The 24320-nt window shown below is 45.8% G+C and carries 16 protein-coding genes; 1 reads left to right on the top strand and 15 read right to left on the bottom strand.

The window, feature by feature from the left end; genetic code table 11:
- Positions 1–2: 2 nt before the first annotated feature.
- The 14 genes from WJR50_RS31170 to WJR50_RS31105 form a co-directional block, all read right to left on the bottom strand.
- Positions 3–1055: a methyltransferase gene (locus tag WJR50_RS31170; RefSeq protein ID WP_341297253.1), complete on the bottom strand. Its 1053-nt coding sequence runs from the start codon at positions 1053–1055 to the stop codon at positions 3–5.
- 230 nt (positions 1056–1285) lie between these two features.
- Positions 1286–1792 carry a hypothetical protein gene (locus WJR50_RS31165; protein WP_341297252.1) on the bottom strand — a complete coding sequence of 169 codons (507 nt, stop codon included), beginning with the start codon at positions 1790–1792 and terminating at the stop codon, positions 1286–1288.
- Positions 1793–1906: 114 nt separating this feature from the next.
- Positions 1907–2785 (bottom strand): amidohydrolase family protein, encoded by an 879-nt coding sequence (locus WJR50_RS31160; RefSeq protein ID WP_341297251.1) that lies wholly within the window; start codon positions 2783–2785, stop codon positions 1907–1909.
- A gap of 185 nt (positions 2786–2970) precedes the next feature.
- Entirely contained in the window at positions 2971–3834 is an 864-nt protein-coding gene (locus WJR50_RS31155; protein WP_341297250.1) for an alpha/beta hydrolase fold domain-containing protein, read from the bottom strand.
- A 40-nt stretch (positions 3835–3874) separates the two neighbouring features.
- Positions 3875–4333, bottom strand: a complete 459-nt coding sequence (locus WJR50_RS31150; RefSeq protein WP_341297249.1) for a DinB family protein — start codon at positions 4331–4333, stop codon at positions 3875–3877.
- 15 nt (positions 4334–4348) lie between these two features.
- Positions 4349–4519 (bottom strand): twin-arginine translocation signal domain-containing protein, encoded by a 171-nt coding sequence (locus WJR50_RS31145; protein WP_341297248.1) that lies wholly within the window; start codon positions 4517–4519, stop codon positions 4349–4351.
- Positions 4520–4689: 170 nt separating this feature from the next.
- Entirely contained in the window at positions 4690–5793 is a 1104-nt protein-coding gene (locus tag WJR50_RS31140; protein ID WP_341297247.1) for an NAD(P)H-dependent flavin oxidoreductase, read from the bottom strand.
- A gap of 88 nt (positions 5794–5881) precedes the next feature.
- Positions 5882–6289: a nuclear transport factor 2 family protein gene (locus tag WJR50_RS31135; protein ID WP_341297246.1), complete on the bottom strand. Its 408-nt coding sequence runs from the start codon at positions 6287–6289 to the stop codon at positions 5882–5884.
- Positions 6290–6330: 41 nt separating this feature from the next.
- The gene (locus WJR50_RS31130) at positions 6331–6822 is read right to left on the bottom strand and encodes a YybH family protein (RefSeq protein ID WP_341297245.1); all 492 of its coding nucleotides are present in this window, start codon (positions 6820–6822) and stop codon (positions 6331–6333) included.
- Positions 6823–6964: 142 nt separating this feature from the next.
- Complete coding sequence (locus tag WJR50_RS31125; protein WP_341297244.1) at positions 6965–7354, bottom strand: RidA family protein; 390 nt, start codon at positions 7352–7354, stop codon at positions 6965–6967.
- 202 nt (positions 7355–7556) lie between these two features.
- Positions 7557–8015 (bottom strand): hypothetical protein, encoded by a 459-nt coding sequence (locus tag WJR50_RS31120; protein ID WP_341297243.1) that lies wholly within the window; start codon positions 8013–8015, stop codon positions 7557–7559.
- Between the two features lie 59 nt (positions 8016–8074).
- Entirely contained in the window at positions 8075–16318 is an 8244-nt protein-coding gene (locus tag WJR50_RS31115; RefSeq protein ID WP_341297242.1) for a LamG-like jellyroll fold domain-containing protein, read from the bottom strand.
- Positions 16319–16485: 167 nt separating this feature from the next.
- Positions 16486–17445: an NAD-dependent epimerase/dehydratase family protein gene (locus WJR50_RS31110; RefSeq protein WP_341297241.1), complete on the bottom strand. Its 960-nt coding sequence runs from the start codon at positions 17443–17445 to the stop codon at positions 16486–16488.
- Positions 17446–17497: 52 nt separating this feature from the next.
- Positions 17498–18133, bottom strand: coding sequence for a sulfotransferase family protein (locus tag WJR50_RS31105; protein WP_341297240.1), 636 nt, complete (start codon positions 18131–18133; stop codon positions 17498–17500).
- A 1646-nt stretch (positions 18134–19779) separates the two neighbouring features.
- On the opposite strand from WJR50_RS31105, the gene WJR50_RS31100 reads away from it, so the two are divergent.
- Positions 19780–20670, top strand: coding sequence for a glycoside hydrolase family 16 protein (locus WJR50_RS31100; RefSeq protein ID WP_341297239.1), 891 nt, complete (start codon positions 19780–19782; stop codon positions 20668–20670).
- 174 nt (positions 20671–20844) lie between these two features.
- On the opposite strand, the gene WJR50_RS31095 is transcribed toward WJR50_RS31100, so the two are convergent.
- Positions 20845–23103 (bottom strand): ABC transporter permease, encoded by a 2259-nt coding sequence (locus WJR50_RS31095; RefSeq protein WP_341297238.1) that lies wholly within the window; start codon positions 23101–23103, stop codon positions 20845–20847.
- Positions 23104–24320 lie beyond the last annotated feature (1217 nt).

The following is a 24320-nucleotide window of genomic DNA, read 5'->3' as shown; positions in this document are numbered from 1 at the left end:
GTTCATTTGTAGGCAATGACGGCACTATCGGCTCCGGCCAGCGGGATGATCTCCGCAGATGAAAAGCCGGTATGGTTAGCCCATTGCTGAAAATCCCAGAAGGTATAGTCAAAACCGCTTTCGGCTTCAAACAGGATATTGAGGCTCACCATCAGTCCAAAGACATTGTTTTTCCTTTCGCTGTCAATGATATTTTCAATCGCTACCAGGGCACCACCCGGCGGTAAAGCTTCATAAGCAGCCTTCATGAGCTCTAGTTTTTTCTTTTCATCCCATTTGTGCAGTATGTTACACATGACTACTACCTCTGCTTCCGGCAGTGGGTCCACAAAGAAATCTCCGCTTACCGCATTGACCCTTTCTTCCAGCCCTGCCTCCTGAATACTGAACCGGGCGATAGGCTGCAGGGCCGGCAGGTCAAAACTGATACAATGCATATGCGGATGCTGACGGGCCACCGTCAGGCAGAGCAGTCCTCCGCAGCCACCAGCATCCGTCAGGGTGGTGTAGCCGGAGAAATCAAACTTGCTGGCGAAGGCCTCAAAATTACCCATCTGCATACCGTTCATGGCATTGACAAAGCCCTTGAGCCTGACAGGATCCTGTTGTATCTCCTCAAAAAAGTAATGCTCGTTTTGAAAATTAACTGGAGACTGGCCGGTCAGTAGGCCCTCTTCAAAGTGGTCCCAGAACCCGTTCAGGCGGTCATTGAGCAGTTCAATGTAGGTCCCCATATAGAGCGGCTTATTTTTATCCAGGAACCTATCAGTCTCGGTGCTATTGTAATAGATGGCGGAGCTCAGGACACCTTCCCTTTGCAGAAAACCCATTCCCAGCAGGGCGTCCAGGTAATCATACAGCTGACGGTCGGTGCATTTGAAATTCAGCTGCAATTTGATCTGCCGGGCCGACATAGACTTCTTTTCAGTCAGTAGGGTAAACAGCCCAAAATTCACGGCAGACATCAGTATTTTAGAGGAACAGAAACCCGTAGCGATCTGCATGATTCTCTCAGGTGTCGTATTTAGCTGATCAGATACTGTTATTTTTTTCATGGGAAATGATCTTTATCTGACTTCAAATTGCTGTCAGGCGCTGCCTGTACAAACGGAATCTCATTGGAATTACATCAACCAGAATCAAAACTGCTTATGGTCTGATGCTCAGGATTCAGGTAACTCTATATTTCCAATTCAACAAGGAGTAAACCAGTCCAACTAAGTTGTCATGTATTCATTTTTATGCAGTTAATCCGTATTTGCTATAGTTGATATGGCATAAGGATTTATTCTATTTTCAAAAAATCAGTCACATTCGTGTTTTTTTCTGATTTCATTTCACAAGTCCAGCTATCTATCCACCAGCGACCATTTTCGTAGTGTAGCTGAATGCTATTCAGTCCCCTGATTAGGGTTTCAGTTTTTGGATCAGTTCTTATTTCAAATGCACTCCAGACCTGCGCGACATTTCCATATCGGCTAACTTTTCTTTTCAGTTCTTTTTCATAAAAGTCCTCTTTGGGTGATAGTCCCAGTGGAATATATTCCGCTTCCAGTGAATGCGTTTCCGCTTCTCCATTTTCGTCAAGACGAGTGATAAAAGCATTTTCTGAATGAATGTATTTGTCTCTCTCAAATTCCCAGGGCTCATCAGCGGAACCTGAAACTACATCGTAATAGGCATTGATGATGGCATCTATTGACTTGACATCTTCAGCATATTTGTCTTTTTCAGTCTGTCCGAAAACAGAAGTAGAAAACACCAGAGTAATCAAAAAAGGCAGACTTTTCATACTTAAAAGGATTAGTCTTATAATTGCGAGAGATTCAATAGTTAAACATTGATTTCAATGCTTCCACTCTTCCTCAAAGTAGCCAGCTATGCACTCTAAAAGGAAGCCATACGATTAATCTTCCAACTTCAAAAATCTCGCTGCATTCCCATAAAATATACCTTCTTTTTCCTCTTCGCTGAGGAAGTACTGGCTGTTCAGAAAGTCTATTGACTTTTCAATGGCATAAGGCCATTTCATCTGGTCAGAGCCAAACATGACGCGATCCAGGTACCCTGCCTGCTTGACGTTTTGGAGGAATTCTGTGATATACCGCTGGGTATTGGGTTCTACCCATAGCATCACACCCAGATCGGTGTAAAGCTGTGGATAATAGGCCATCAGCCGGATGGCATGCTCCGGCCAGTCTTCACCTCCGGCATGCATGATGTAAATTCTGAGTTTGGGATAGTTCACCAGTACATCTTCAATGAGATAAGGATCACCCATTGAAAGCCGTGCTTTGGGTGCCCAGCTGTAGGTACCGCCCGGGTCGCCACCTCCAGTATGGACAGCTACCGGAATGTCGTACTTTTCGCAAATTCTCAGGTAGGGTTGCCATTCAGGGTCGCTAAGCGTGGTGCCGCTATAGTAAGGGCCTAATTCCCCGAAAATTTCAATTTCGCCATCCTTAATCATTTGCTCAAAACGTACCGTATCCATATCGTAAGTATCCGGTGCAAACTGCAGTATCCCTTTAATCACTATACCGGATATGTCCTTTTCCGCCCAGGTTTTTACACTCTCAGGGTTTCCGCTGACCATTGCTTTTACAATATTGAACTGCTCAAACACTTTGAAAGTCTCCAGGCGATGTGCTTCAGCATTCGTTGAACCTTTTTTTCCATAATGATCTGTAGCGGGTTGTCTTTCGCCAAAGTCACTCTCGGAGTAGGAATGGATATGCATGTCAATGATTCTCGTTTGTGCTTCTGCCAAAAGGAATGTGGACATGAATAAAAGCGAGGTGAAAAGATATTTTTTCATGTTGCGTTTTTGGAATATGTGTACTCCGGAAGGTAAGTAGTTTTACAGTTTAAGGTTAAAAGTCCAAAGTTCTTTAAGATTATGATTTTCAGCTATTTGAAGATTCTTCAAAATTCAAAGTAAACAGAGCCAGAGACTTCCTGGTATTTAATTTACAAGTCCTGTAAAAACTCGAATATCTCTTCATAAGCCTCATCAAACTCTTCCTGATTTGGACTATGCTTTCCGTCAGGGATAAACATCCTGAAATCTTTGTCCTCTCTCATCATGGAAACAAACTGCCGGAAAGTGGCAGGTGGTATCTGGTCATCCATGCCTCCATGCCATAGGAAAACCGGTGGGTCTTCATCATCAAAGTAGGTTGCGGGCTCGTAAACTGCTAAAACCTCTTTGCTGGCGTAGCCTTCAGCGGGGAAGAGTGCCTTGCCTGCCGTACTATACGACTCATTCTCGTGATCTATGAATATTTTTTCTATAAACTCCAGGTCGCCTACCGGGCCGGAAAAGTTGATGACTCCTGTAATGTCAATCCCATCATCCAAAGTTTCGGGAAATTCCCGGTTGTTTTGAGCGAGGGCAACGTTGGTGCAAATTTGTGCCCCGGCGGAAAAACCCGTCACGATTATTCCGGAGAGATTCAAGCTGTAATCGCTCTGTCTGGCTTTTAAAAAGTTCAAAGCATGCGTAAGGTCACTGGTAGCCAAGGGTATCCCCCTTTTCAACCTGTAATTAAGGTTGACCACATTAAACCCTTTTTTCAGATACGGCTCTATGTATCTCTCCTCCCGTTTTTTATCGCTGGCGTAATAGGCCCCTCCATGAAGAAAACCGATGGTGAAGTCTTTATTCCCGTTCGCTTTTTCCTTATCAGGCAGATAAATATCCATTTTCTGTTCCCTATCCTCCGCATAGGGAATGTCCTCAAATACCTGGTATCCGGTTCTCTGTTGTGCCATTAACAGCTCTCCGGGATACAGCCTGAAGAAGAATATGAAAAATACAAGTAGTCCTTTCATGCCGGTTTGATTTAGCTTGGTTTTAGTTCAGGGCTATGTTTTATTTGGGCAGCCTGCTGATGATGAATTTCATTTGTCCGCGATGGTTGGATTCATGTTCGCATACATGGAACCACTTGCAGTAATTGTTGGTAGGCTGGTTATCAAAAAACAGATCTGATTGCATGATCCATTCATCGTCCCGTTGGGCAAATTCTTTTCTGGTGATTTCCCTCACCTCTTCCAGCTTTTTGAGATAAAACTCAAGCTTGTTTCCCTTGATCTGTTCCCGCGCTGTTTCGCCAAGGGCAGAGGCTACATCCCATTCCTGTTTGATGTCATCGCTCCAGGTACCCCATTCAAGCCCGTCAAAGGTATGCAGCTGATAATACCGCTCCGTAGCAGCCAGATGCAGCAACATGGCCCCTACCGAGTTGGACTTCTCATCAAGCTGGAAATCCAGTTGTTCTACGCTCAGATTTTTCACCGTATCAATAACCCATGTCCGCATCATGGTCATGGTGGAGAGCAGGGTTCAGATCTGCGGAGAATAGCCCTTTTGCGGCCCGATCAGATAGATGCTTTGCTGCTCTTTCAGGGAGGCAGGACCAACAGTGCTGACCAAAGGAGTGGTCACGATCCCTGCCGATACAAGGGCAGCTTCTTTCATAAAAGTTCTTCTGCCTGCGGTTGCATGTTTTTTCATATTAGGGTGAGGTTATCATTTGATAGATGTCATTATCATTTCATTTATAAGCATCATAAAGCATAAGGGTGCAATCATGGGTAGTTACATGGTTTAGTAAACCACTTCGCCAGTATATACCAAGGCGAAAACAGGTAATTACTTATAGCCATTGTTGAGTAAGGCCTCCTCTATTTATTTTCAAATTCTTCCCATAGTCGTTCAATTAATTCAGATGCAGTCGGAATATCCTTTATTTTACCTACTCCTTCTCCTGCATACATACACATGCTCCCTAAATCTCCAGTATCCCCTTCCACCGGCCTGCGTCCTGAATACCTAAGAATATCACCACCCCAGGATGTTTTTGCTATCACTTCTCCTTCTCCTGGCTTATTTCCTTTTGGAGGGCAACCTTCGCCCTCCCAATTGAGAAATGTGCTAGTTCTCAAAACTCTATGCATAGCATCCCAGTCCTGATTGAAACAATTGGTATAGACAGTACTGTTCTCTCCAGCTTCAAGCAACTTTTGTCTGTAACCATCAGTTAGATTACTTTCTTTAGTGGAAATAAATCGAGTACCCATAACAACTCCTGCAGCCCCATTATTGATCGCCGCCCGAATATCCTCACCAGTACTGATGCCTCCAGAAACTAACACAGGTATTTCTCCAGCTACTTCCAATACCTGAGGCAATGCATATTTATTGTATTGTGTTGCCTGAATGTGCCCACCAGCCTCTAACCCCTGACAAATCAAGAAATCTGGTTTTAATTCCAACGCTTTTTCTGCGTTTTTTCTACTCGATACCTGTATGCCAAATTTTGCATCTGCATTTCTTATTTTTGAAATAACTTCCTGGCTCGGTAAACCCCATGAAAACTGAAAATTCTGACAACCTGCTTCTAATACATTATCTATTGATTTAGGCTCAAAATGAAGAATGTAATTAGCGTAGTAATTCCCGTTTGTTGCTTCATTCAGCCTTCTGCTTGTTTCGTAGGCCTCATCAGAGGAAGTCCATGTGAATTGAATAGACCCCATTCCCCCTGCATTTGCAATCGCGACAGCCAGCTTTTCACCTCCGGGGGCCCCCTGGAAAAATGGATACTTCAAATTGAAAAGAGATAAAAGCTTTTTACTGCTTTCATTTAATTCACCGACTTCCTTTATTTCTTCGTGCTGTTTTGCTTGTTCGCAAGAGGACATCAAAGCGGTTGTCAAACCTAATCCGGCAAAGGAGCCTTGCTTAAGAAAACTTCTTCTTGAAGATGGCTTGTCTTGATTTTCCATATTTCAAATGTTTAGATTGATATGGCGATCGCCAGTATTCCGAAAGTGGTACTAGCAATTTATCACCTGGAAGTGGCAGCCCGGCGCATTAACTTTCCGCCTCTGACAGCTTTTTGGTATCTACGTATTGCTGAAATGCGATAATTTTTCCAGCATCATCAAGCGTCCATAAATGGGCGGCCTGGGCATTGTAAGCCTTGCCCGTGGCTTTCACTTTGGCATCGTAGCGGAGTGTAGCCAAGACCTTGCTTTCATCCATGCCATGCACTTGAATGTCCTTGAGTCCAAAGTGCTCGTGATTGGCCCCGAGCCGTGCAAATACCCCTTCCAGAATGGCATCCGGCCCAATATAGGGGTTACCATCGGCCAGCGAATTGCTCTCGGCTTCGTTCCACTCAATTTTGGGATGCATCAATCCCAGCACAGCTGGCATGTCTCCGGTTGAAAAAGCATTGTACAAAGAATTGATAATCTGAACATTTTGCGCTGTTGTCATGATTTCTGATTTTAAATGGTGATGAAATTTTTATAGAGTTTTTATTCGGCGGGTAAATTGGAGTTGAAAATATCCCTGAATAATTTCCACCTCCCGTCTTCTTTTTTCCAGAGTACGATGTATTTTTCTTCGGCTACCGATTCATCACCAACGTAAAGGTTCAATACACCCACTTCGGCAAGCAGTTCTTCAGTGCCATGCACTTCTTCCAGCCTGATGTCTACGCCGGTAATCCCGGACTGGACAATGCCCGACATGGCCGATAGTATCGCTTCAAGGCCCTTAACTGCTGGTGCGCCCGCGGACATGAACTGAGCATCAACAGTGTAGGCGTTGGCTAGCCCTACCGAATCGCCAGCGGCTACCAGGGCCATAAAATTCTCATTGGCGGCCTGAATTTCAGCCCTGGCGGTTTCCAGGTCAAATCCTTCTACCTCCTCAGTTACTGCTTTTTCATTACTACAGCTTTGTGCGGCCATGGCCAAGAGGCAAAATGCCAGTAGTACTGGCTTTTGTTTCAGGAATGTTTTCATGATCTTTAATTGATTAGTAAATGCTTACTTTTTGTGGTTTTCAGCTTTCACCCGTGTTCGTTGTACAATGAGGTTGATGTTATTATCCGGCTATTGTTATGCTTTTAATAGGTAATAAGCGTTAGGCATGTATGCGCTCTACTTACTCTGCCACATGCACTTCCAGTTCAATCTCTATCATCAGACCAGGCAGGGCCAGTTCCTTTACGCCCAGCCAGGAACCTGTCGGAAAATGATGGGTGTAGATTTCACTACGGTAGCCCGATTTCTCCAGAAACAGGGGCATGTCAGTAGTGAAAATATTCTCCACCACCACATCATCAAAGGTGCATCCGTAGTGGCTCAGTATTTTTTCCAGGTCGGCATAGCAGTTTTTCATCTGTTGTTCAAAATCACCGACGGCAGTCGGGTTGCCTTCGTCGTCCATGCTGACCGCACCGGAAACTTTGATGCTGTCGCCAATTTTTACTGCGTGCGAATAACCATAAGCTTTTTCAACTTCAGGTCGTAATAAAAAATATTCAGGTTTCATACTTGATAGGGTTTGGATAAGTTAATTTTTATACTGCGGTACATTATCTGATAGTGGGCTGTGGGACACAAGCCCACGGCGTCTGTGCCCCGGTTTGTGTCTCCACAAACCGGAAATGTACCGTAGTATGGTTAATTTTACTATGCCTGCTTGTGGGCTAATCTGTTTTGCTATGTTACAGGAAATTACCCACCCGGACATTTCACTTCGTCATCAGCAGCTGGTAGTCTCCATCCAACCCCTGACTGCGAGACAGAGGTTCTGAGGGGGTAGAGAAATTGAGTTGCAACTGATTGCCATTCAGGCTAATCTCCAGGGTGCCTACACTGCCACTGTGGGCGGTCAGGTTGATATCTGTGATGCTGGTGCCTACAAAGGCCCACTGTCCTTCCGGGCCAATCAAACCGGAGGTACTGCTGGCCTGGAAAGCACCACCGGTTTTCTGGGCGTTTACATCAAAGCTGAGCTGAAAACCCTGCAGTTGTGCCACATCTATATTTTCCGGTTTCTGCTGTACCTCGCTCAAGGTCCAGCTACCTTCAAGCTTGTCCGCCGTTTTCTCCTGCTCGCTGGGTTCATCGGGTTGAGGAGTAGTTCCCTCTTCTTCACCGCACGAAAACAGGAAGAAGCCTATTAGTAGGATGATAAAATATCTTGTCATTTTGATTATTGGTTTAAAAGCACCGGCAACCATTAAACGGCTGCCGGTGCGCTTAGAAATTAGTATTTGATTACCCTTCGGGTTAACATCTGGGACTTCTCACCTTCGGTTTCTATGGAGTAGAGATAAACGCCCTGGGGCAGATTACTCAGGTCCAGGCTAATCTGGTAGGAGCCGGGTAACTGGTCTTTTTCAATCTCCTGCCATACCCTGCCTACCATATCGCTCAGTCGGATGGTCACTTTGGAAGGTGAAGGCAGATAGTAAGTAAAGCTACCGTTCCCGCGTGTAGGGTTGGGCTTGAAGGCCCCCAGGGCAAGTTCGCCCTGCACGGTATCATTCACACTGGTGACCTGGTCGGTTACTTCTACGGTGAGCACCTGCTGCAGGCTGCCCCCATTGCCATCTTCTACAAATACTACCAGTTCGTAACTGCCCATCATATCCTGGGTAAAGACGACATTGGAAAGCAGCTGGCCGTTTTCAATCCGGAATATTTCGCTGGTCGCGTCATTGTTGACACTAAGAATGGAAAAGCTGTGTACATCGGCTGCATCAGCATCCTCTACCGAGAGATCGCCGATCAAGGTACCGGCATCCTGGTCAAAGAGCAGTGAATTGCTGCTCAGGCTGATGGCGGTAGGCTCACTGTTACTGGCATTGGTCACCTTGATAGTCAGTACTCGCTCAATAGACTCTCCTCCGTTGTCCGTAGCGCGAACCCGGATGGAATAGGTATTGCTCTCTCCGGGCTGGTAGGTGATGGCCTGGTTGTTGACCAGTTCATCGTTGACAATAGAAAACAGACTATTGTCGTTCCCACCTTCACCTTCAACCAGCTGGTAGCTGTGCTGATCGCCTGGGTTAGGATCTTGTGTCAGTAGTATACCTATGGTGGTGCTGGCGGCATCGCTGAGCAGGGTGGTGTCGCTGATCTGGATAGACAGCGGGGCGAAGTTCTGTGCTCTGAGCACTTCCTCACTGATCTGACTGAAGACGAAGGGGCTACGTAATTGTCCTTCTGCTCCTTCACTTTGAAAGGCAAGGGTCTGCTCCAGTAGCTGCTCTTCACCATTGCGCTGCATGCGGAAGGTGAGCGTATCATCAATACTGTTGACATAGACTGTGAGGAAGTACATCCAGCGGTTGAGTACCTTGATGGGTTGGGCAAAGCCCCGGTTCTGATCTCCCACAAAAGCTCCGATGATTGCATCATCCTTGTGGTATTCTACACCGTCCAGTTCCAGTACCCCTGTCACCGTCATGTACTGCTCATAGTCTGCTGCATTGAAGCTCCACTGGCTCGTTTCGTGTGTCCTGGCTAGAGGGTGTCCGTTGGAACGGGCAAATTCCAGGATGCCTGCAGAGCCACTTTTGAACATATACCCTTCTCCGGGGGAGAGTTGCTGCAGACTACCCTGCCAGGCACCTCCGCTGTAAGTGGCCGAAGCATCCTGTCCGCGAATGATGTCACCCTCGCTCACGGTAAAGCTGCCCAGTGCCTGGGCCAGCGGGCTGGGGGTTTCTTTGATCAGACCAATGCCGTTCCAGCCGGCACTTACATTCACCTGATTTTCAGCCAGCTTACCGCTCATTTTCAGGAAGGCTACTTCCGGTACAGTCAATTTATAAAGTACGCCGGGCTTCACTTCTTTCAGTGTCCCTTTCCAGCCTTCAAAGCTGGCAAATTCCGCATATTGACCATCATGTGCGCTGAGTATACTTCCATCAGTGAGGCCTACATCTCTGATGAGGGTATTCAGGGACATATCGCTTTGCGCAACATTAAAGGATATCCAGTTGACACCAGCCTGCAGGGGTATCTGCAAGTAGTTGATTCCTCCGATGCTGAGCGGCTCCAGTCGGGTGACCGAACCTATTTCGGTACTGGCTTCAAAAGTGAAGGTCTCTCTGACATCCATGATCTCACATTCGGAAGCATCCCAGATTTTGAAGCTTACTTCTTCTCCCTGTAGCAGATTGCTGTAGATATCCAGGTACACTGCATACTCATCATCGGGCACCAGCTTGTAGACTTCCGCTACACCCCGCAGTTCATCGCCCACGTAGGCCGCCACCAGATCATTGGGGCCGGTGACTGAAAACTGCTCAGCATATACACCGGCCTGCAACTTCATAGAGTGCGTGAAGGCAGTGGCATCTACGGTCCAGTCGGGGGCGGCACAGCCTACCTCCAGGATGATATCCAGCGGCTCGTTACCCAGTGCAGTGTTGAGCGAGATCGTCTCCTCGTACACATTGCCTAGCGTGAGGGCAGCGGGATTGCTTACCCGGAAGCTGATGAACAAGCTTTCACCGGCCAGCAACAAAGTTCTTTCGGTGATCACTTCCAGCCAACTAGGCAGCTCTGCCAGTTCAAAGGCGATGGTTTGGCTGCCATTGTTCTGGATACGGGCATCAAAGGCAAAGTTCTCCCCGACTTGCATGTATTCTATGATGCGGGGCAACTCCCAGCTGATGGGGCTGCGGTTCACTACAAACTCCCATTTAATTGGTGCGATTACATTGCCGTATTTATCGGCAATACCGCGGGCGCTGGCCTGCAGCAACTGGTTTTCCAAAGCAGGATCACTGGCGTCAAAATCCATGATGATACGCCTCTCATTGTTCCTGAGGGTTACCTCCAGGGTATCGCCGGTAGTCGCATTGGTCAGGATCAGGTTGTTGGTATTGATGGTCACAGGATCAATATCCTCGTTGAAGTTGAGTGCAATGACGTCCTCCGGGCTCAGCTCTCCAAACTCAGGTAGCGGGGCATCCAGGCTTACTGGCGCGGAGCGATCAATAAAGCCGGTGAAGACATCTGAATACACCTGCCCGCCCTGGCACTGGGTGAGCGCTCTGAAGGCATAGCTCCCGTCAGCAAGGGAGGAAATGTCTACGTAGAGGGCCGTGTATTTGTCGGCCAGTGCTTCACCGGTCAAAGTGCGCATAGTACGCCATGTGCCGGTGGGCAAGCTTCTCAGTTGCAGGCTTACTTCCTGAATGGCACTTTTGTCGTACTCATCCACAATGACCCGCAGGGAATCATTGCTAGTGCTATTGACCACCCAGCCTTCTTCAGGACGAAATACGGATACCGGCTCACAGGGAGCTACGTAGCTGACCGAGAAAAAGGCGGTATCGGATAAGCGTTGGTTACCCAGCGTAGCCGCCAGTTCGTAAGGAGACAAGGCGACGACGGCTATATCCTGGTAATCATAAGCCAACGGCCCTTTTTTAACGGTGAGGGTGATGGTACGGCTGTCGTTGGGGCCCACGTCTTCCAGCAGTATGCCTGCGTTGCTTGTAATATTGCCGGAACCAGTGCTGATGATGAGCCCGTCAGGATTGGAACCCGGTAACACCCGCACTTCAATATCCCGTATATTGCCGGTAGTCGCCTGGCTCAGATTGGCTACATTGAGGGTAAAAACAGCTTCCCCATCAACTGGTACATCTGCCTGACGACGAGGCGTGACGATGATCTGGGCAGAATCCCGCGGTACGGAAGGCAGTCCTTCCCAGGGCGCGCTTGATTGCCCGGCGATCAGGTCAAAGAAAGGCGTAGTATTGGTCAAGGGTGTATTAGCCTGGAAAACATCACCGGCCCTTCCTAATTCATCTCCGGCCAGGGGCCTGTTTTCCATCTTTTTGGTGATGTTCACCGAAAACAGATCACCGGGATCATCATCATTCAGTACATACCCCACCTCAAAGGAATCTTCGTTACCGCTGGAGCCTGTTTGATTGCTCTGGACGCCAAACTTGGTGGTGAACTGAGTTTTTGTAATCTTCACGAAGCCCAGGAAAGGGATGGGAATACTTACCCCAACACCTATCTCAAGACCAAATTTAAATGAGGAAGAAAAATTATAAGCATCGGTAGAGGTAGTCGTGAAGGAAGTACTACTCTGGTAAGTTCCTAATTCCGCGCCAAAACTTCGGTTTTCTTCAACCGGGTCAACCGCTACCGCCTCTTCGTGCAGGAAATCATCGTATTCTAACAGCTGTTCCCAGTCTTTGATAGAGGTTTCCAACGAAGCCACCTGTTCAGGATCGTCGGTGATGGATAAAGTCTCCTTGAGTTCAGGAATGACCACGGTCTGAATTTCATTGTAGGTGTAGAGATAGGTGGACTCAACTTCTCCGGGTATCCAGCTGATGTCCTGGGTGAGGGTAGCTTTACAAATTTCCGGATTAAAGCTGAGCACATCCGTCAGGCCGTACAGTATATTCAGGTTGGTTCCTACAAATACATCGCTGGGCTTTCCGGGCATTACCCCGTCTTCGCTGGATGTTTCTATCCTTTCCCGGGTCGTTAACGACATATTAAAAGAATTGGAAGTTGCTCCGGAGAATTCAGTCTCAATGCCGAGTTTAGCGTAGGGCGTAGTTTCCGGATCTCCGATCGTAAGTTTTGTGCCTATGCTTCCACTACCTCCGGTAGAAATGCTCAGGTTACGTGTAAAGGTATTGCCTTGCTCGATAAAGCTGTAGCTTCGGTCGCCGGGTGGGTCGCGCAGGATAAAGAGTGGTACGTTGGCAGGAAAAGTGGATACAAAAGGCTGACCTACTCTGGGTGTACTACCTTCTACCACTGCCCATATGGTATTGGTGACGGTAGGCCCGCCGGGAGCTGTCACGTCTATCTGCAGGGCTTTCTGGTAAGGGCGGTCGCCGCCACCCACTACATTGGGGTTTCCTGCCCTTAGGCTGTAGCTAAAGTTCTCAAAGTTGGCTGAAGTAATGTAGCTGAGGCTGTCGGGCCGGTCACTGATGTCGTCAAAGATCCGTACTACAGCTGAATCTACCTGGCAAATTACGCCCTCGTAGGTTTCTATAGCACTGATTTTCAGGCTGGCAAACTGGTTTTCCTGCATCAGGTAGGTATTCTCGTAGCACTCAATCGCCTCTAAGGAGGGTGGAAAAACAATACTGACTTCCGTGGGTGCCCGGTAGAAGAAGTTGACTTCTGCATCATCAGCGTCCACATAGGCTGGCTGTTCTGCATCCAGGAATCCTCCTTCTCCCTGTACCAGCTTTTCCAGTACCAATCTGTCATTGGCCAGTGAAGTGATGGTAACCAGGAGAGAATCATCCACCAGGGCCGGGATATCATTCACCGAAAAGCGGTGTACGCCATCCTGCAGTCTGGTCGTAATATTTTCTAAAACAATACCGGCATCCAGGCTTACTATATCCAGGGTGGCACCGCCCACATCAATTTCGCAACTTCCTCCTACAAACTTTCCGGCAATACTGCGGGTAGTGGTATTGGTAAAATCAAAAGATGTAGCGATATCATTAGGCACCGACACCGTTACGCTGGAGGGCGTAAAGGTATGATCCTGATAGCGGGGGGTGATGGTATATTCCCCGGCTTTCAGGCCCACTACATAAGATCCATCTTCATCCGTAACTACCGAATCGGCCAGCAGGGTACTTCCGTCAGAACCTTCTACCACCAGTGTGATGCCTTTGGCGGGAATCGTAGTGTTCTGGTAGGGAAAACGAATGGTGCCACTAACGACAAAAGCTGTGGTGTCGGTAAAATTGATGTTGTTGACCTGTGCCTGGCTGGTAGTTAGGGCAATGGTTTGTTCGGCTGGTTCGTAGCCCTGGGTACCACCTTCGGTACTGGGGGTAAGCCTGTAGGTATTGCCCGGTACAAGGCTGCTAAAGTTGTACAGTCCGTTGCGGTCACTCAGTACTGACTTGAGCAGGTCAAGTCCACCCGTGAGGCGGTACTCCGGGGCGTCGGTACCGCTGAACAGCAGGCCGTGGTAAAAGGGACCGCTGCCTCCGTCGTTGGCTTTTTCGTTGTAGATGACCCGAAAAAAGGCAGCGATGTTTTCCTGTTGCTCGTTGAAGCTGTACTGCAGCAGTAAATCCTCCCGCTCCCCCTTGTCTTTGACGACCGTATTGTACCAGTTCCTGATTTCTCTGGCCGTACGGGCCCGCTTCCAGATCCTCAGTTCATCCATGCCGCCCTTGAAGTAGCGCGCCTTCAACTGTTCGGGCGTCTGGTCGCCGCCGAAGCTGTCGTCGGCTTTACCAAGTACCAGGGTGCCCACATCAGGCATTTCTTCGTTGCCCATAGTAGCACTTCCGGCCGGTTCACCATTCAGGTAGAGTTGTACATTCGTACCGGAGCGTGTCAGGGCTACGTGGTTCCAGCTGGTATCTGAGGCGGAAGATAAATCAGCTGCATCAGTAAAAGTCAGCTTGTTGCCATTGATCCAGACCGCCGGCCGGTTGGCGTCGGTTTCAATTCCCATCAGCAGCGACTCACTGGCTGTCCCGCTTTTATAGTTGAGAAAGTACTCGCCCTGGCTGCTGGCGGTAGTCCGTATCCAGGTCTCCACGGTAAATGCATCAGGAAACTCCTGAATGGAAAACTCTACCGGATTGGGAAGCGGGTCGGGAGCATTCTGACTAAAAGCCAGGTAGCTATCCTGCACCGGACTTTGTACGATCACGCCTTCTACGCCCCGGCCATCGGCACTTTCTACCCGGCCGCTAATCTCACCGTCACCTTTAAAATAGCCGCCTACAAAGAGCGGGCGTGATGCCCCAAACGCATTGTTGGCGGTTACCCGAAAGCTGGCGTAATTGTCTATGCCGAGCCCAAGGGTACTGCGTTCAATATCAAAACTACCGGTAACATTATCGGGATCAAAACCCAAGCCTTCCCGGGGAAGCAGCGAAAAAGCTGTTGCATCAAAAACCCCACCTCCGAGGTCATCCTCACTGTTACTTTCCTTCACATTGAGCGTGATTTGATCGGGGCTGTTGCTGTAGCCTGACAGCTCGGGTACGTTGGGCAGGAAGTCATAGTAGACTGCCCTGTTGTTAATATACGGGGCCACCAAACCGGAGCTGGAATAGCCGACGAAATTACCCAGCCGGAAATTATTGCTGTTTTGCGTAAACGTGCTGAAGGGCCGGGTCGTACCCCATTTGCCGGTTCCGGTGTAACTGTACTGGTAAATAGCACCCAGGTTAGTTGCCCCCTGTACAGAAGAAGACAAGGGCGCACCTACCCCCAGGTAATAAGTAGGCCGGCTTTCTGCATCCAGCGTTTTGGCAAAATCAAGGTGTTCGCCAAAGCCTGCCGATTCACCATCCGGCTCAATTTCTGTAAAACTATTCTGGAATAAAGTCTGATCATTGAGTTTGTCCAGTTCGGCCACCTGTATGTAGTTCTGCCCGCCTTCAGTCTTATAGACAAAGGCCAGGTAGTCGTCTATAATTTCTATTTTTTTACCTGAACGGATTTCCCCACCGTTCAAGGGAACAGCTTCCCTTAGCTTTGTCTCATCGGTGGCACTCACCTCAAGTAGTTTATAGGGAGCAGTACGAATCAAACTGTAACGTCCATCAACAAGTATCCCAAAGCTGCTGCTAAATCCAAAGTCAGCCCGTTCAAGGATAGAAATGGCTTGCGACTTTCCAATTGCCCCTGCCGGCTTATTATACAGTACCGCCAAATGATTTTGAGAAAGGGCCATTTGAAAGGAAACATCCCTATACCCATAATTAAGTGGGAATCGATAGAACACCAGTCCCCTGAGGCCGCCTTGGGCGACTGAACCTAAGTTTTCATACGCCACCGGTTGCCAGTTGCTGTTAAAATTAAACAGCACCACCCCAAAAGCTTTCCCTGGTACCCCTGCAATGAAGCTTCCAGGTTGAGGCACGTTAACACTATAGATCTGAGAAATCGCTACCAGGGAAGTGGCCGGATTACCGGTATCCAGGATTTCAACATCAGTGGCAGAAGAAATTTCTCCTGCTAAGTTAGTTTGTAGTCTAGCCGCTGATTTCCAGTTATCTTCATCATCTTTTCTGAATACGTAGGCATAATCTCTGCCAATACCAGCAGTTTTAGCTCCTAGCACCAATAGCCTTCCACTTAAATCCAAATCTTTGATGACATAAACAGCCTCAGCCGAGAGGTCAAATTCCCTATCTTTTTTCCATCCTTGATCGGTGAGAGAGAAAAATTCAAGTTTTACCAAAGACACGGATTTAGAGCCCAGACCGCCAGTTTTATCCAGGACTGCTCGCGCCATGTTATTTCCATCAACGGCATATTTGATCTGGTCGCCGGAAGCGGCATCAAAGGTAAAGCCTTCCACGGGGGGCAACTCATTAACCCGCTGGGCCTGCGCTGGCGAGGTTGCCAACGAAAGCAGAAGGAGAAGTGTAAAAGCAGTAAGAGTTCGGTAGAGCCTAAAGCGGCTAATACTGCTAAAGCGCTGCGGAAATAGGGTAAGTGTATGCGTATAGAAATACATATAGGTAGTTATTGGTAATGATTTATTCAAATTCGGCAGTGATGATGGTTGTGATTAAGGGTATGCTGTAAGACACGTCATTCAGGTCATAACAAATAATTCAATGGTTTAAAATGCTCAGTCATTCGCGCTGTTTATGCTTCATTTTGTGTCGGGTCAGGTTCCACTTATGATATTTGCGCAGCATCTCCACTACTGTATTGCCGCAGCGGTACACTGGCCGGCCGGAAGCTGATGCCCAGTCCTTTGCGCGCCAGATCGTTGCTGTAAATGATTTTTGGCTGGCCGGCAGGCTCCTGCTGGTTGAGTATCAGGTACTGAACCGAAATCCTGTAGCTTTCGCTCGTGAGCAGGTAGTTTCTGCCGTGTATTCCTTTAGTTATGGCAGCTTTGTAAACTCCCTCAGCCACATCTTCTACATCTACCAGGGCCCAGTACACATCCAGATCGTAAAGGGTCTTAATAAAATCATTTGGCGCGATCTTGTGCTTGATAAGGTACTGCAAACCCATAGAGGTAGAATCTTCCCGGTCTGACATAGCCATCCCCATCACCCCGACCGGTGATACGGTGGTGATTTCAAAGCCCGGATCAGCATGCTCGCTGATGAATTTTTCTACCGTCTGGTTGGCTACAAACTTGGCCTGGGTATAAGGGTGGTTTTGCTCGCTGAAGTACGGCGTATCTTCCTCGGTAATCTGATCGCCTTCTTTTTTACCTTTGGGCGGCAGGGGAAAATTGGTATTAAAGGCCGCTACCGAAGCGATGAAGACTACCTTCTCCAGGACAGACGACTGGCTGGCTATCGCAAGGAAATTTTCGGTACCTTTTACTGTTGGGTCAAAGAGGTCCCTGCCTGGATCGGCCACATCCAGTTGGAAGGGCGTGCCGCCATGCACGATCATTTCGCAGCCGTCTACAAAAGACTGCAGTTGTGCCTGGTCCTGCACATCCAGCGGAACAAGGTTCATGTTTTCTGCATGAGGCAGCTTAGCCAGGTGCGCATACTTTTCTTTTCGGGAAATATCGTAAGCCGATACTTTGACCTTGTAGCCGTTCTCAAGAAATTTTTTGGTGACGTAGCTGCCGATGAATCCGGCGCCGCCGATGATACCTACTGTCTTCATGTTTGCATTGGTTAGGATAGTGTTGAAATATTTGGTTGCGGTTTGACCCGTCTCAGGATGCTGGCTTGGTAGCAGCGTTGACCAGGTCCCAGAATTCTTCGCGGTTATTGGTGCGGGGAAATTCAGTGGTGGGGACGTCTAACCCTAAAAACCGGCACAAAGGCTCCCAGCCTTCCTTCACCTGGTAGATCAGCAGTTGATCAGCCGGAATCAGATCCTGTACAACCTGGTTATGGGCTTCATACCTTTCTGCCAGACCGGCGAAATCCAGGCCCATGGGAAAACCTGAATTTTTGATCGTTTTCACCACCATATTAAGCCATTCCTGCACCGGAGGCGGTGCTTTTTCCCGCTCGGCAAGCAGTTTATAGATCGTAGAGCCAAAGCTTTCGGCCCAGGACTCTTTGCTCCGGTGGGTTAGGATAAATTTGGCATTCGGATAGGTAGCGTACAGCTCTTGGTAAAAGGCAGCGGTAGGCCAGTCAACGGCGCTCTGCATACCTGCATAAATAGCTTCAAAGTTGGGCGAATTATCCAAAGCCTCGTTCCATAAAGGCAGTTGAACCGGCATGTTCTGGGCCACACGTTCCATGTGGTGGCAAGGGCCCAGTTGTAATGCTTCCAGCGCAGTTTTTAATGAGTAGGTCCCGGTACGACCCAGGCCAAAGCCAATGACTTTTAGTTTCATAATGGTAATCATTTTTTTGCCTACTGTCATCGGGTTTCGGCTTTCCCGCATGCTTATCTATTCATTTCTGTATTTCGCATTGCCTTGACAGATGAGGCGAAACGGACCCATGTTTGAGTAGCGGCAGATTGCACACATCTTTCTGCTTAAGTCACTACTCAAAGGGCCTGGCTGTAAAGCTGGTGACTGGTTTTCATGATTTTATCCGTAAAATCAATGACTGACACACGCCCATAGATATAAGCCAAGCCACTACTAGGCTCTCTGAAAGCCTCCCACAATCACCGGGCAGCTCAAGATGGCTACTGCTCTGACAAAAATTCACCCGTAGCACCTTCTGACCCCAATACTTTTTGTATTTCCGTTAGTATAGTTACCCATTTACCCAAGGCGAGATTAGCATAAAACACAGCAGCACCAAGCTGCTTTTTAGCCAATCATTTTTCATAATTTATTAGTATATAATAAAGCAGATTGCTAGCGGCTTTAGCTGCTTTACCAGGCTCATCAGGCGGTAGAATGTCACTACTCTGTAAGGCATATAAGATAGTACAGCGTGATCAGTAGTCAGGTAGATGTGTGCTTTTGATCTCTCGCCTGTTTAAAGTATCCATCTAAATTTATGGTTTCCATGGTGAGCATATATTAGTTTGAAGGAGAGGTTTCAAATCATTTATTTACGCTATAGCGCAAGAAAAAAGGAAAACTCAACAGTACTTCATTAGTCCATTGAGTTTCCAACATCAGGATATATCATCACTGACATACCCATACTACACTTACGTGTATGAGAGGTAAGTTTGAAAGTGCGATCATTGTACTGTAGTTTTGGCTGGGGATACATAAACTATTTATCATTAACACCACACGTTATAATCCTGAAAATTTACTTTCGGAACAGCACTTTACCTGATACCATGAACGGTGAGTTGTAGGTACAGGAACTCCAGATTAAATAGCATTTAATGCTCAGAAAAGCCTCGCCTTAAGCAAGAGGTATTTTCGGTACAATTGGTCGCACTTAGTAAAATTCTTAATTGCCATATTAGTTAATTTGAAAGACGCAGTCAACTGTCAGGAATAGTAAGCACCCATTTTTCCATTGCCTAAACTTATCTTACAAAAGGAGAAAAAAAACAGTATTCATCTTGTAAAACCTGTAAATAAGCATCAGCCAATAGATAATCCGAGACTTAAAAAAGGGCCGGAAGCTAACTTATTTCAGGGAGTTTATCAGTCTTCAGCTTTTCAATGATGGCACGCTGACTGATAAACATATTGTAAAGAAGTAAAGCTTCTGTCATAAATGAAAGCTACTTAGGACGAAACGACTCTTTTACTTACCCAGCTAACACCTTTTATGTCCCGAGGAGTAGATTACCCCTAAGTTAAATTCAGATATTTCATGGCAGAAGAGCTTATTCAAAAATTTAATTTTGTAATAGATGTTATTCTGATTTATTGTCAAGAGGTTCTGTAAGCATTTCTCAGGTTATGAAAACCACATGCAACGAGCATTACTTGATCACTTACGTTGTGAAGGCCTAACCTAACTTTTTCTTTAACGATATTGATTCTTTTCACATCAGTCATGACATGTTCAACTTTTTTGTAGATTCGTTGCTTAAGCTCAACATTTTGTCCCTATGAAATCACTCATTTTATCAGCATCCCTATTTTTTATTCCTTTTATCGCTATTTCCCAAACCGAAAATTTTCATAGTTCTTTTGTTGAGAATTTTACTGATTCAACTTCCAACTACTTCAGATATGGGTCTACCGGAAACAAAACCGCATTCAAATACAAGTTTGGCGTGAATTCTTTGACAGAGGAAAGTGCCAAAGTGCTTTCCTTTAAGATTGATCCACAGGATAGTGCGGGTGCAGGACGTGGACCAGAAATTATCTCAAAGAACTTCACTCATTTTGGCACTTATGCTGCACGGCTTAAGGTCCCTCATGTAAAAGATATTCAGCCTAACGTAGGAGCCGTCATTGGCTATTTTACCTACCATATGGATAGCATACAAGGGCTGAGCGAGATTGACTTTGAATGGCTCCCTGCTGATCCCACTGTCATTTACATTGGCACATGGACTGGTCATAAAGGTAAGCTTAGACGAATTGGCAGAACGATCAATTTGGCCAAAGGAATTATCTATAATACTGTCTACAAAGAAAATCACACAGGATTGAGAACACCTTTAACCGAGACACAAAATCAGCCAGACACTATTGCAGCCATTGAAGACTATGATGCTTCTGCCCAATTTTACACCTATGGATTTGATTGGTATGCGGACCGCATCCGCTGGTGGATGATTCATCCTAATAGTGGTGAAAAAATAGTATTGTGGGATTATCAGGGATCTAAAAGAGGAATACCGCAGCATCCTTCACTTTACCGAATGAATTTTTGGCATACCGATGACTGGCCCGTTGAAACGAATCCTCTTTCTATTGAAAAACCCCTACAGCCTTATGAATTGGAGGTAGACTGGATGTCTTATGAACCATTCAATAGTAGTTCAAAATAAAAATATTAAGCATTTGAGTTGGCAGCATGGTAAAAAATATTTCTTAACGTTTTTGTTAGCAACATATGCCCTTCTTCTCACAAATTTAGTCGGTCGTTGCATGGTCGTTAAAGTGTTGCGGAATAGAATGAATTGTCTCGCCATCCTCATAAGCGGCCCACGCATGTTACCTTTTTACTCTGCTTTTAAAACTTTTACAGGTTCAATTTGCCCCGCCCGTATGGTTTGGGATAGTACAGTCAGTAACCCGAATATAGCAACCAAACTAAAGCCTATACTTATATTTATAAAACTCAAATTAACCAGGCTGCTTTCCAAATCCCGTCTTATTAAATCACCGCAAAACAAGCCCAATGGAGCGCCAATAAGCCCGGCAATTAGCATAAGATTGCCAAATTTTCTGGTAACCGTCCACACCAATTTTAAGTTGTTGGCTCCCAATACTTTTCTTATACCCAGTTCTCTGGTGCGTGTTTCTACAGCGTAACTGGCTATGCCCAAAATGCCCAAAGCAGCGATTGTCATGACAATCAGAGCAGCGCCTCCAAACAAACCTAATCTATCTCCACTGCTTGGTCCTGAATAACGCTGTTCTTTTAAATTATATAGATTTGCTGTTTTTTCAGGAAAACTGTTTTTCCATAAGGTTTGAATGGCTTTGGTTGCTTCCTCTTCAGTATTTGGCTTTATCTTTATAGTCAGGGCTGCTATTTCATTTGGCAAATACCGATACAATAAAGGGCGTTGTTCGCCAATAATTTCATTGGGCATAATGCCAATGACTTGTACATAGGCAGAGTCCAGTAATAGATTTTGCCCTACTAAATTCTCCGATTCAGGTTCCAATAATTCTGCGGCAGCTTCATTCACTAAAATATACGGCTCCGTACTTTTAGGCATATCTTCAGGAAAATTTTGCCCGAATTTTACGCTGATACCCTCTGTTTCCAGGGTTTTTGGGTCAATACTTACGTAATTTATTTCCAGAACTTTATCGTTCAATGTGACTGAAGATTTGCCCATTTTAATAGGCTCATGATACCAGTTAGTCGCCAAAGTCGTTTCTACCTGATTTAACCGACTTATTTCGTTTTGCAGGGTTTCGTATTTTTCACCTTTTAAATCGAGCGTAAGCACATTGGATGGCACGGTTGAGCTAATGAGTGCATTGCTTTTTATTTCATAATCGGCTAATATGACAACCAATATCATAAACATGATCGCTACTGAAAATTGTACAACCACCAATATCTTATAAAAAGAAGCGGTCCGAAACAGCTTAACATTCTTCATTTTACGCAAAGTCTGTATGGGCTGAAACGCTGACAACAGCCATGAGGGAAATGCTCCCGCTACCAGGCCAGTAATCACTGCATAGGTTAAAAAGCCTAAAATTAAGATCGGATCCCAGGAAAACACCAACTCCATATCAGGTATATAGTGCATCAAAATCTGGACACATGGCAATATAAATAACAAAGCAAATAAGGAAACAAGGGTGGATTCTATTATAAATTGACCTATAATTTGTCCTCTTGTTGCGCCTATCGTTTTGCGAACACCTACTTCCTGTGCGCGAGAGAAGGCACGCGCCAATGCCAAACTGATATAGTTGAAAGCAGATAAAAGGGTCAGGGCCAGAATTAAAAACAGCTGTATTTTTATGCTCTCCCAATTGGTGCCCACATTGGGGTCATTTTTAATGTCTTTGTTCCCGGGGGTAATATCTTCTATGGGTTGTGCCAAAAATTGGAGATTGCTCTCGTCCAGTTTCTGATCATAGTTTTGAAGCATTGTATTGAACTGCTTTACATGATCTTCTGATTGCAAACGGGCATAAACTGCAGCACTTTTGAATTGCTCCCAATCCTGCGATATATCACTGATCGCTCCTTCCTTTTCAAGCTTTTCAGCAGCATTCATAGAAATCATTGCCTCAATAGGCAGATGTGTTCTTAAAGGAGAGTCCTGGATAATTCCCTCAACGGTATAAGAACCTAAATTTTCAAATTGAACAGTTTGACCTATAGCATTTGCATTGCCAAATATCTTCTCTGCTGTACTTTCAGTTAAAAAAAGAGTGGTAGGATTATTGGCAAGGCTTTTTGCATTGCCTGACAACAATTTGAAGCCAAAAACTTCAAAAAAAGAAGGCTCTGAAAATTTTATATCAATAGGTACATCCCCTTTGTCGGTTTGCAGGTTATATTTTCCTGCCAGACGTACTTTTACCGTATTTTCAACAAAGGTGACATTTTCCATTAGAGGTGCTAATGGCAATGGAGCTGTTGCCCATTTAGTTTTTTCTCCCTCCTTTGTTTCCTGCGTAAGTATCCGCACGAGTTGATTTAATTCCGGGTGAAAATGGTCTGTGTCAATATCGGCTTTTATGCCTGTAAAAAGAATCACACCAACCGCCATACTTAATGACAAACTCAGTATATTGACTAAGGAAAAAAGTTTGTTTTTCCAGAGTATCCGTATAGCGATTTTTAGATTATTCTTTATCATGCCTTAAAGTGATGATTTTTGATGATAAATGGGCCCAACACTGAGGGGGATTCCCCTCAATCCTATTGCCAAGCTTTGTGCCAATAGCACAACTCATTAATTATCAATCTTTTGGGCTCCTATCTTATTAAAACTTGTTCTATTTTGGTACACTCCTTGTGTCGATTTGGTACAGTTAAATACAAAATGTTTCACCCCCCAATGAGACTGCGTCACTTACTTTTATCTCAGTGGGTGTTTGCCGTGAAGAAGCTTACTGGTAGGATTTTCAAACGTTTCTTTGTTATCTGGGAACATTTGTGGGTTACCCGGAAGTGCATTGTTACTAACACCAAATGCAGCGAACGGCTCTGGTCTTGTTTGCGTTTCCCTTTCAAGTTGCAAAAATAGCGATTGGAGTTTAGTCTGATAAACCTCTCTTTCTGCACATCTTCTTCCACGATCATCAACCTTATGAAATAATATTCTTATTTGAATTGGTATCATTGTAATGACTAAAGGAATAGCTAGATATTAATCAATTTTGATTCAGTGAGTGAGATTTTTATTCTTGACGTAAAGATTTTGAAGGATCTGTTTGAGCGGCTTTGATAGTTTGATATCCCGTAATTATCAGTACCAAAAGTAGTGTAAACAATCCCAATGGAATCAGCAATCAGACGGATAAGGCAATGCGGTAAACGAATTCTTGCAGCCACTTTTGTATAATCATTAGCCCCAGGGACGCTCCTATGGTAAATGATATTATTATCAATATGAACCATTCAAAGGTAACTAGACACACAATCTCCCATAACTTTACGAATGCTTATTTCTCTCTTTCTTTACTCCACCGTATGAACAGAAAGTGCCAGCAGTCCCAGGCAAGCAATGATCATTGCAATAAAGGTAATAAAACTGAAAAGCTGTCCTCGCCTACTATCTTCTTGATATATTTCAGCAAATTTCTGATCCAGAAAATGATACTCAAGTGGGTTTTCCGGGTCTTATCTGTATAAGCATTCAATGGCCTTATCGTAGTTGTTCAAGGTAGTTTGGTGCTTAGTAAGCAAGGGTGGTATCTGAACTTGCAATAAAAAACTGGACAAAAAGTTAAGCAGCTTTTTGAAGTTGATTCAAATTTTGTCCGTACTGTTCTG

Source organism: Catalinimonas locisalis (assembly GCF_038039535.1).
GTDB lineage: Bacteria > Bacteroidota > Bacteroidia > Cytophagales > Cyclobacteriaceae > Catalinimonas.
This window is presented reverse-complemented; position numbering and strand designations above follow the sequence as displayed.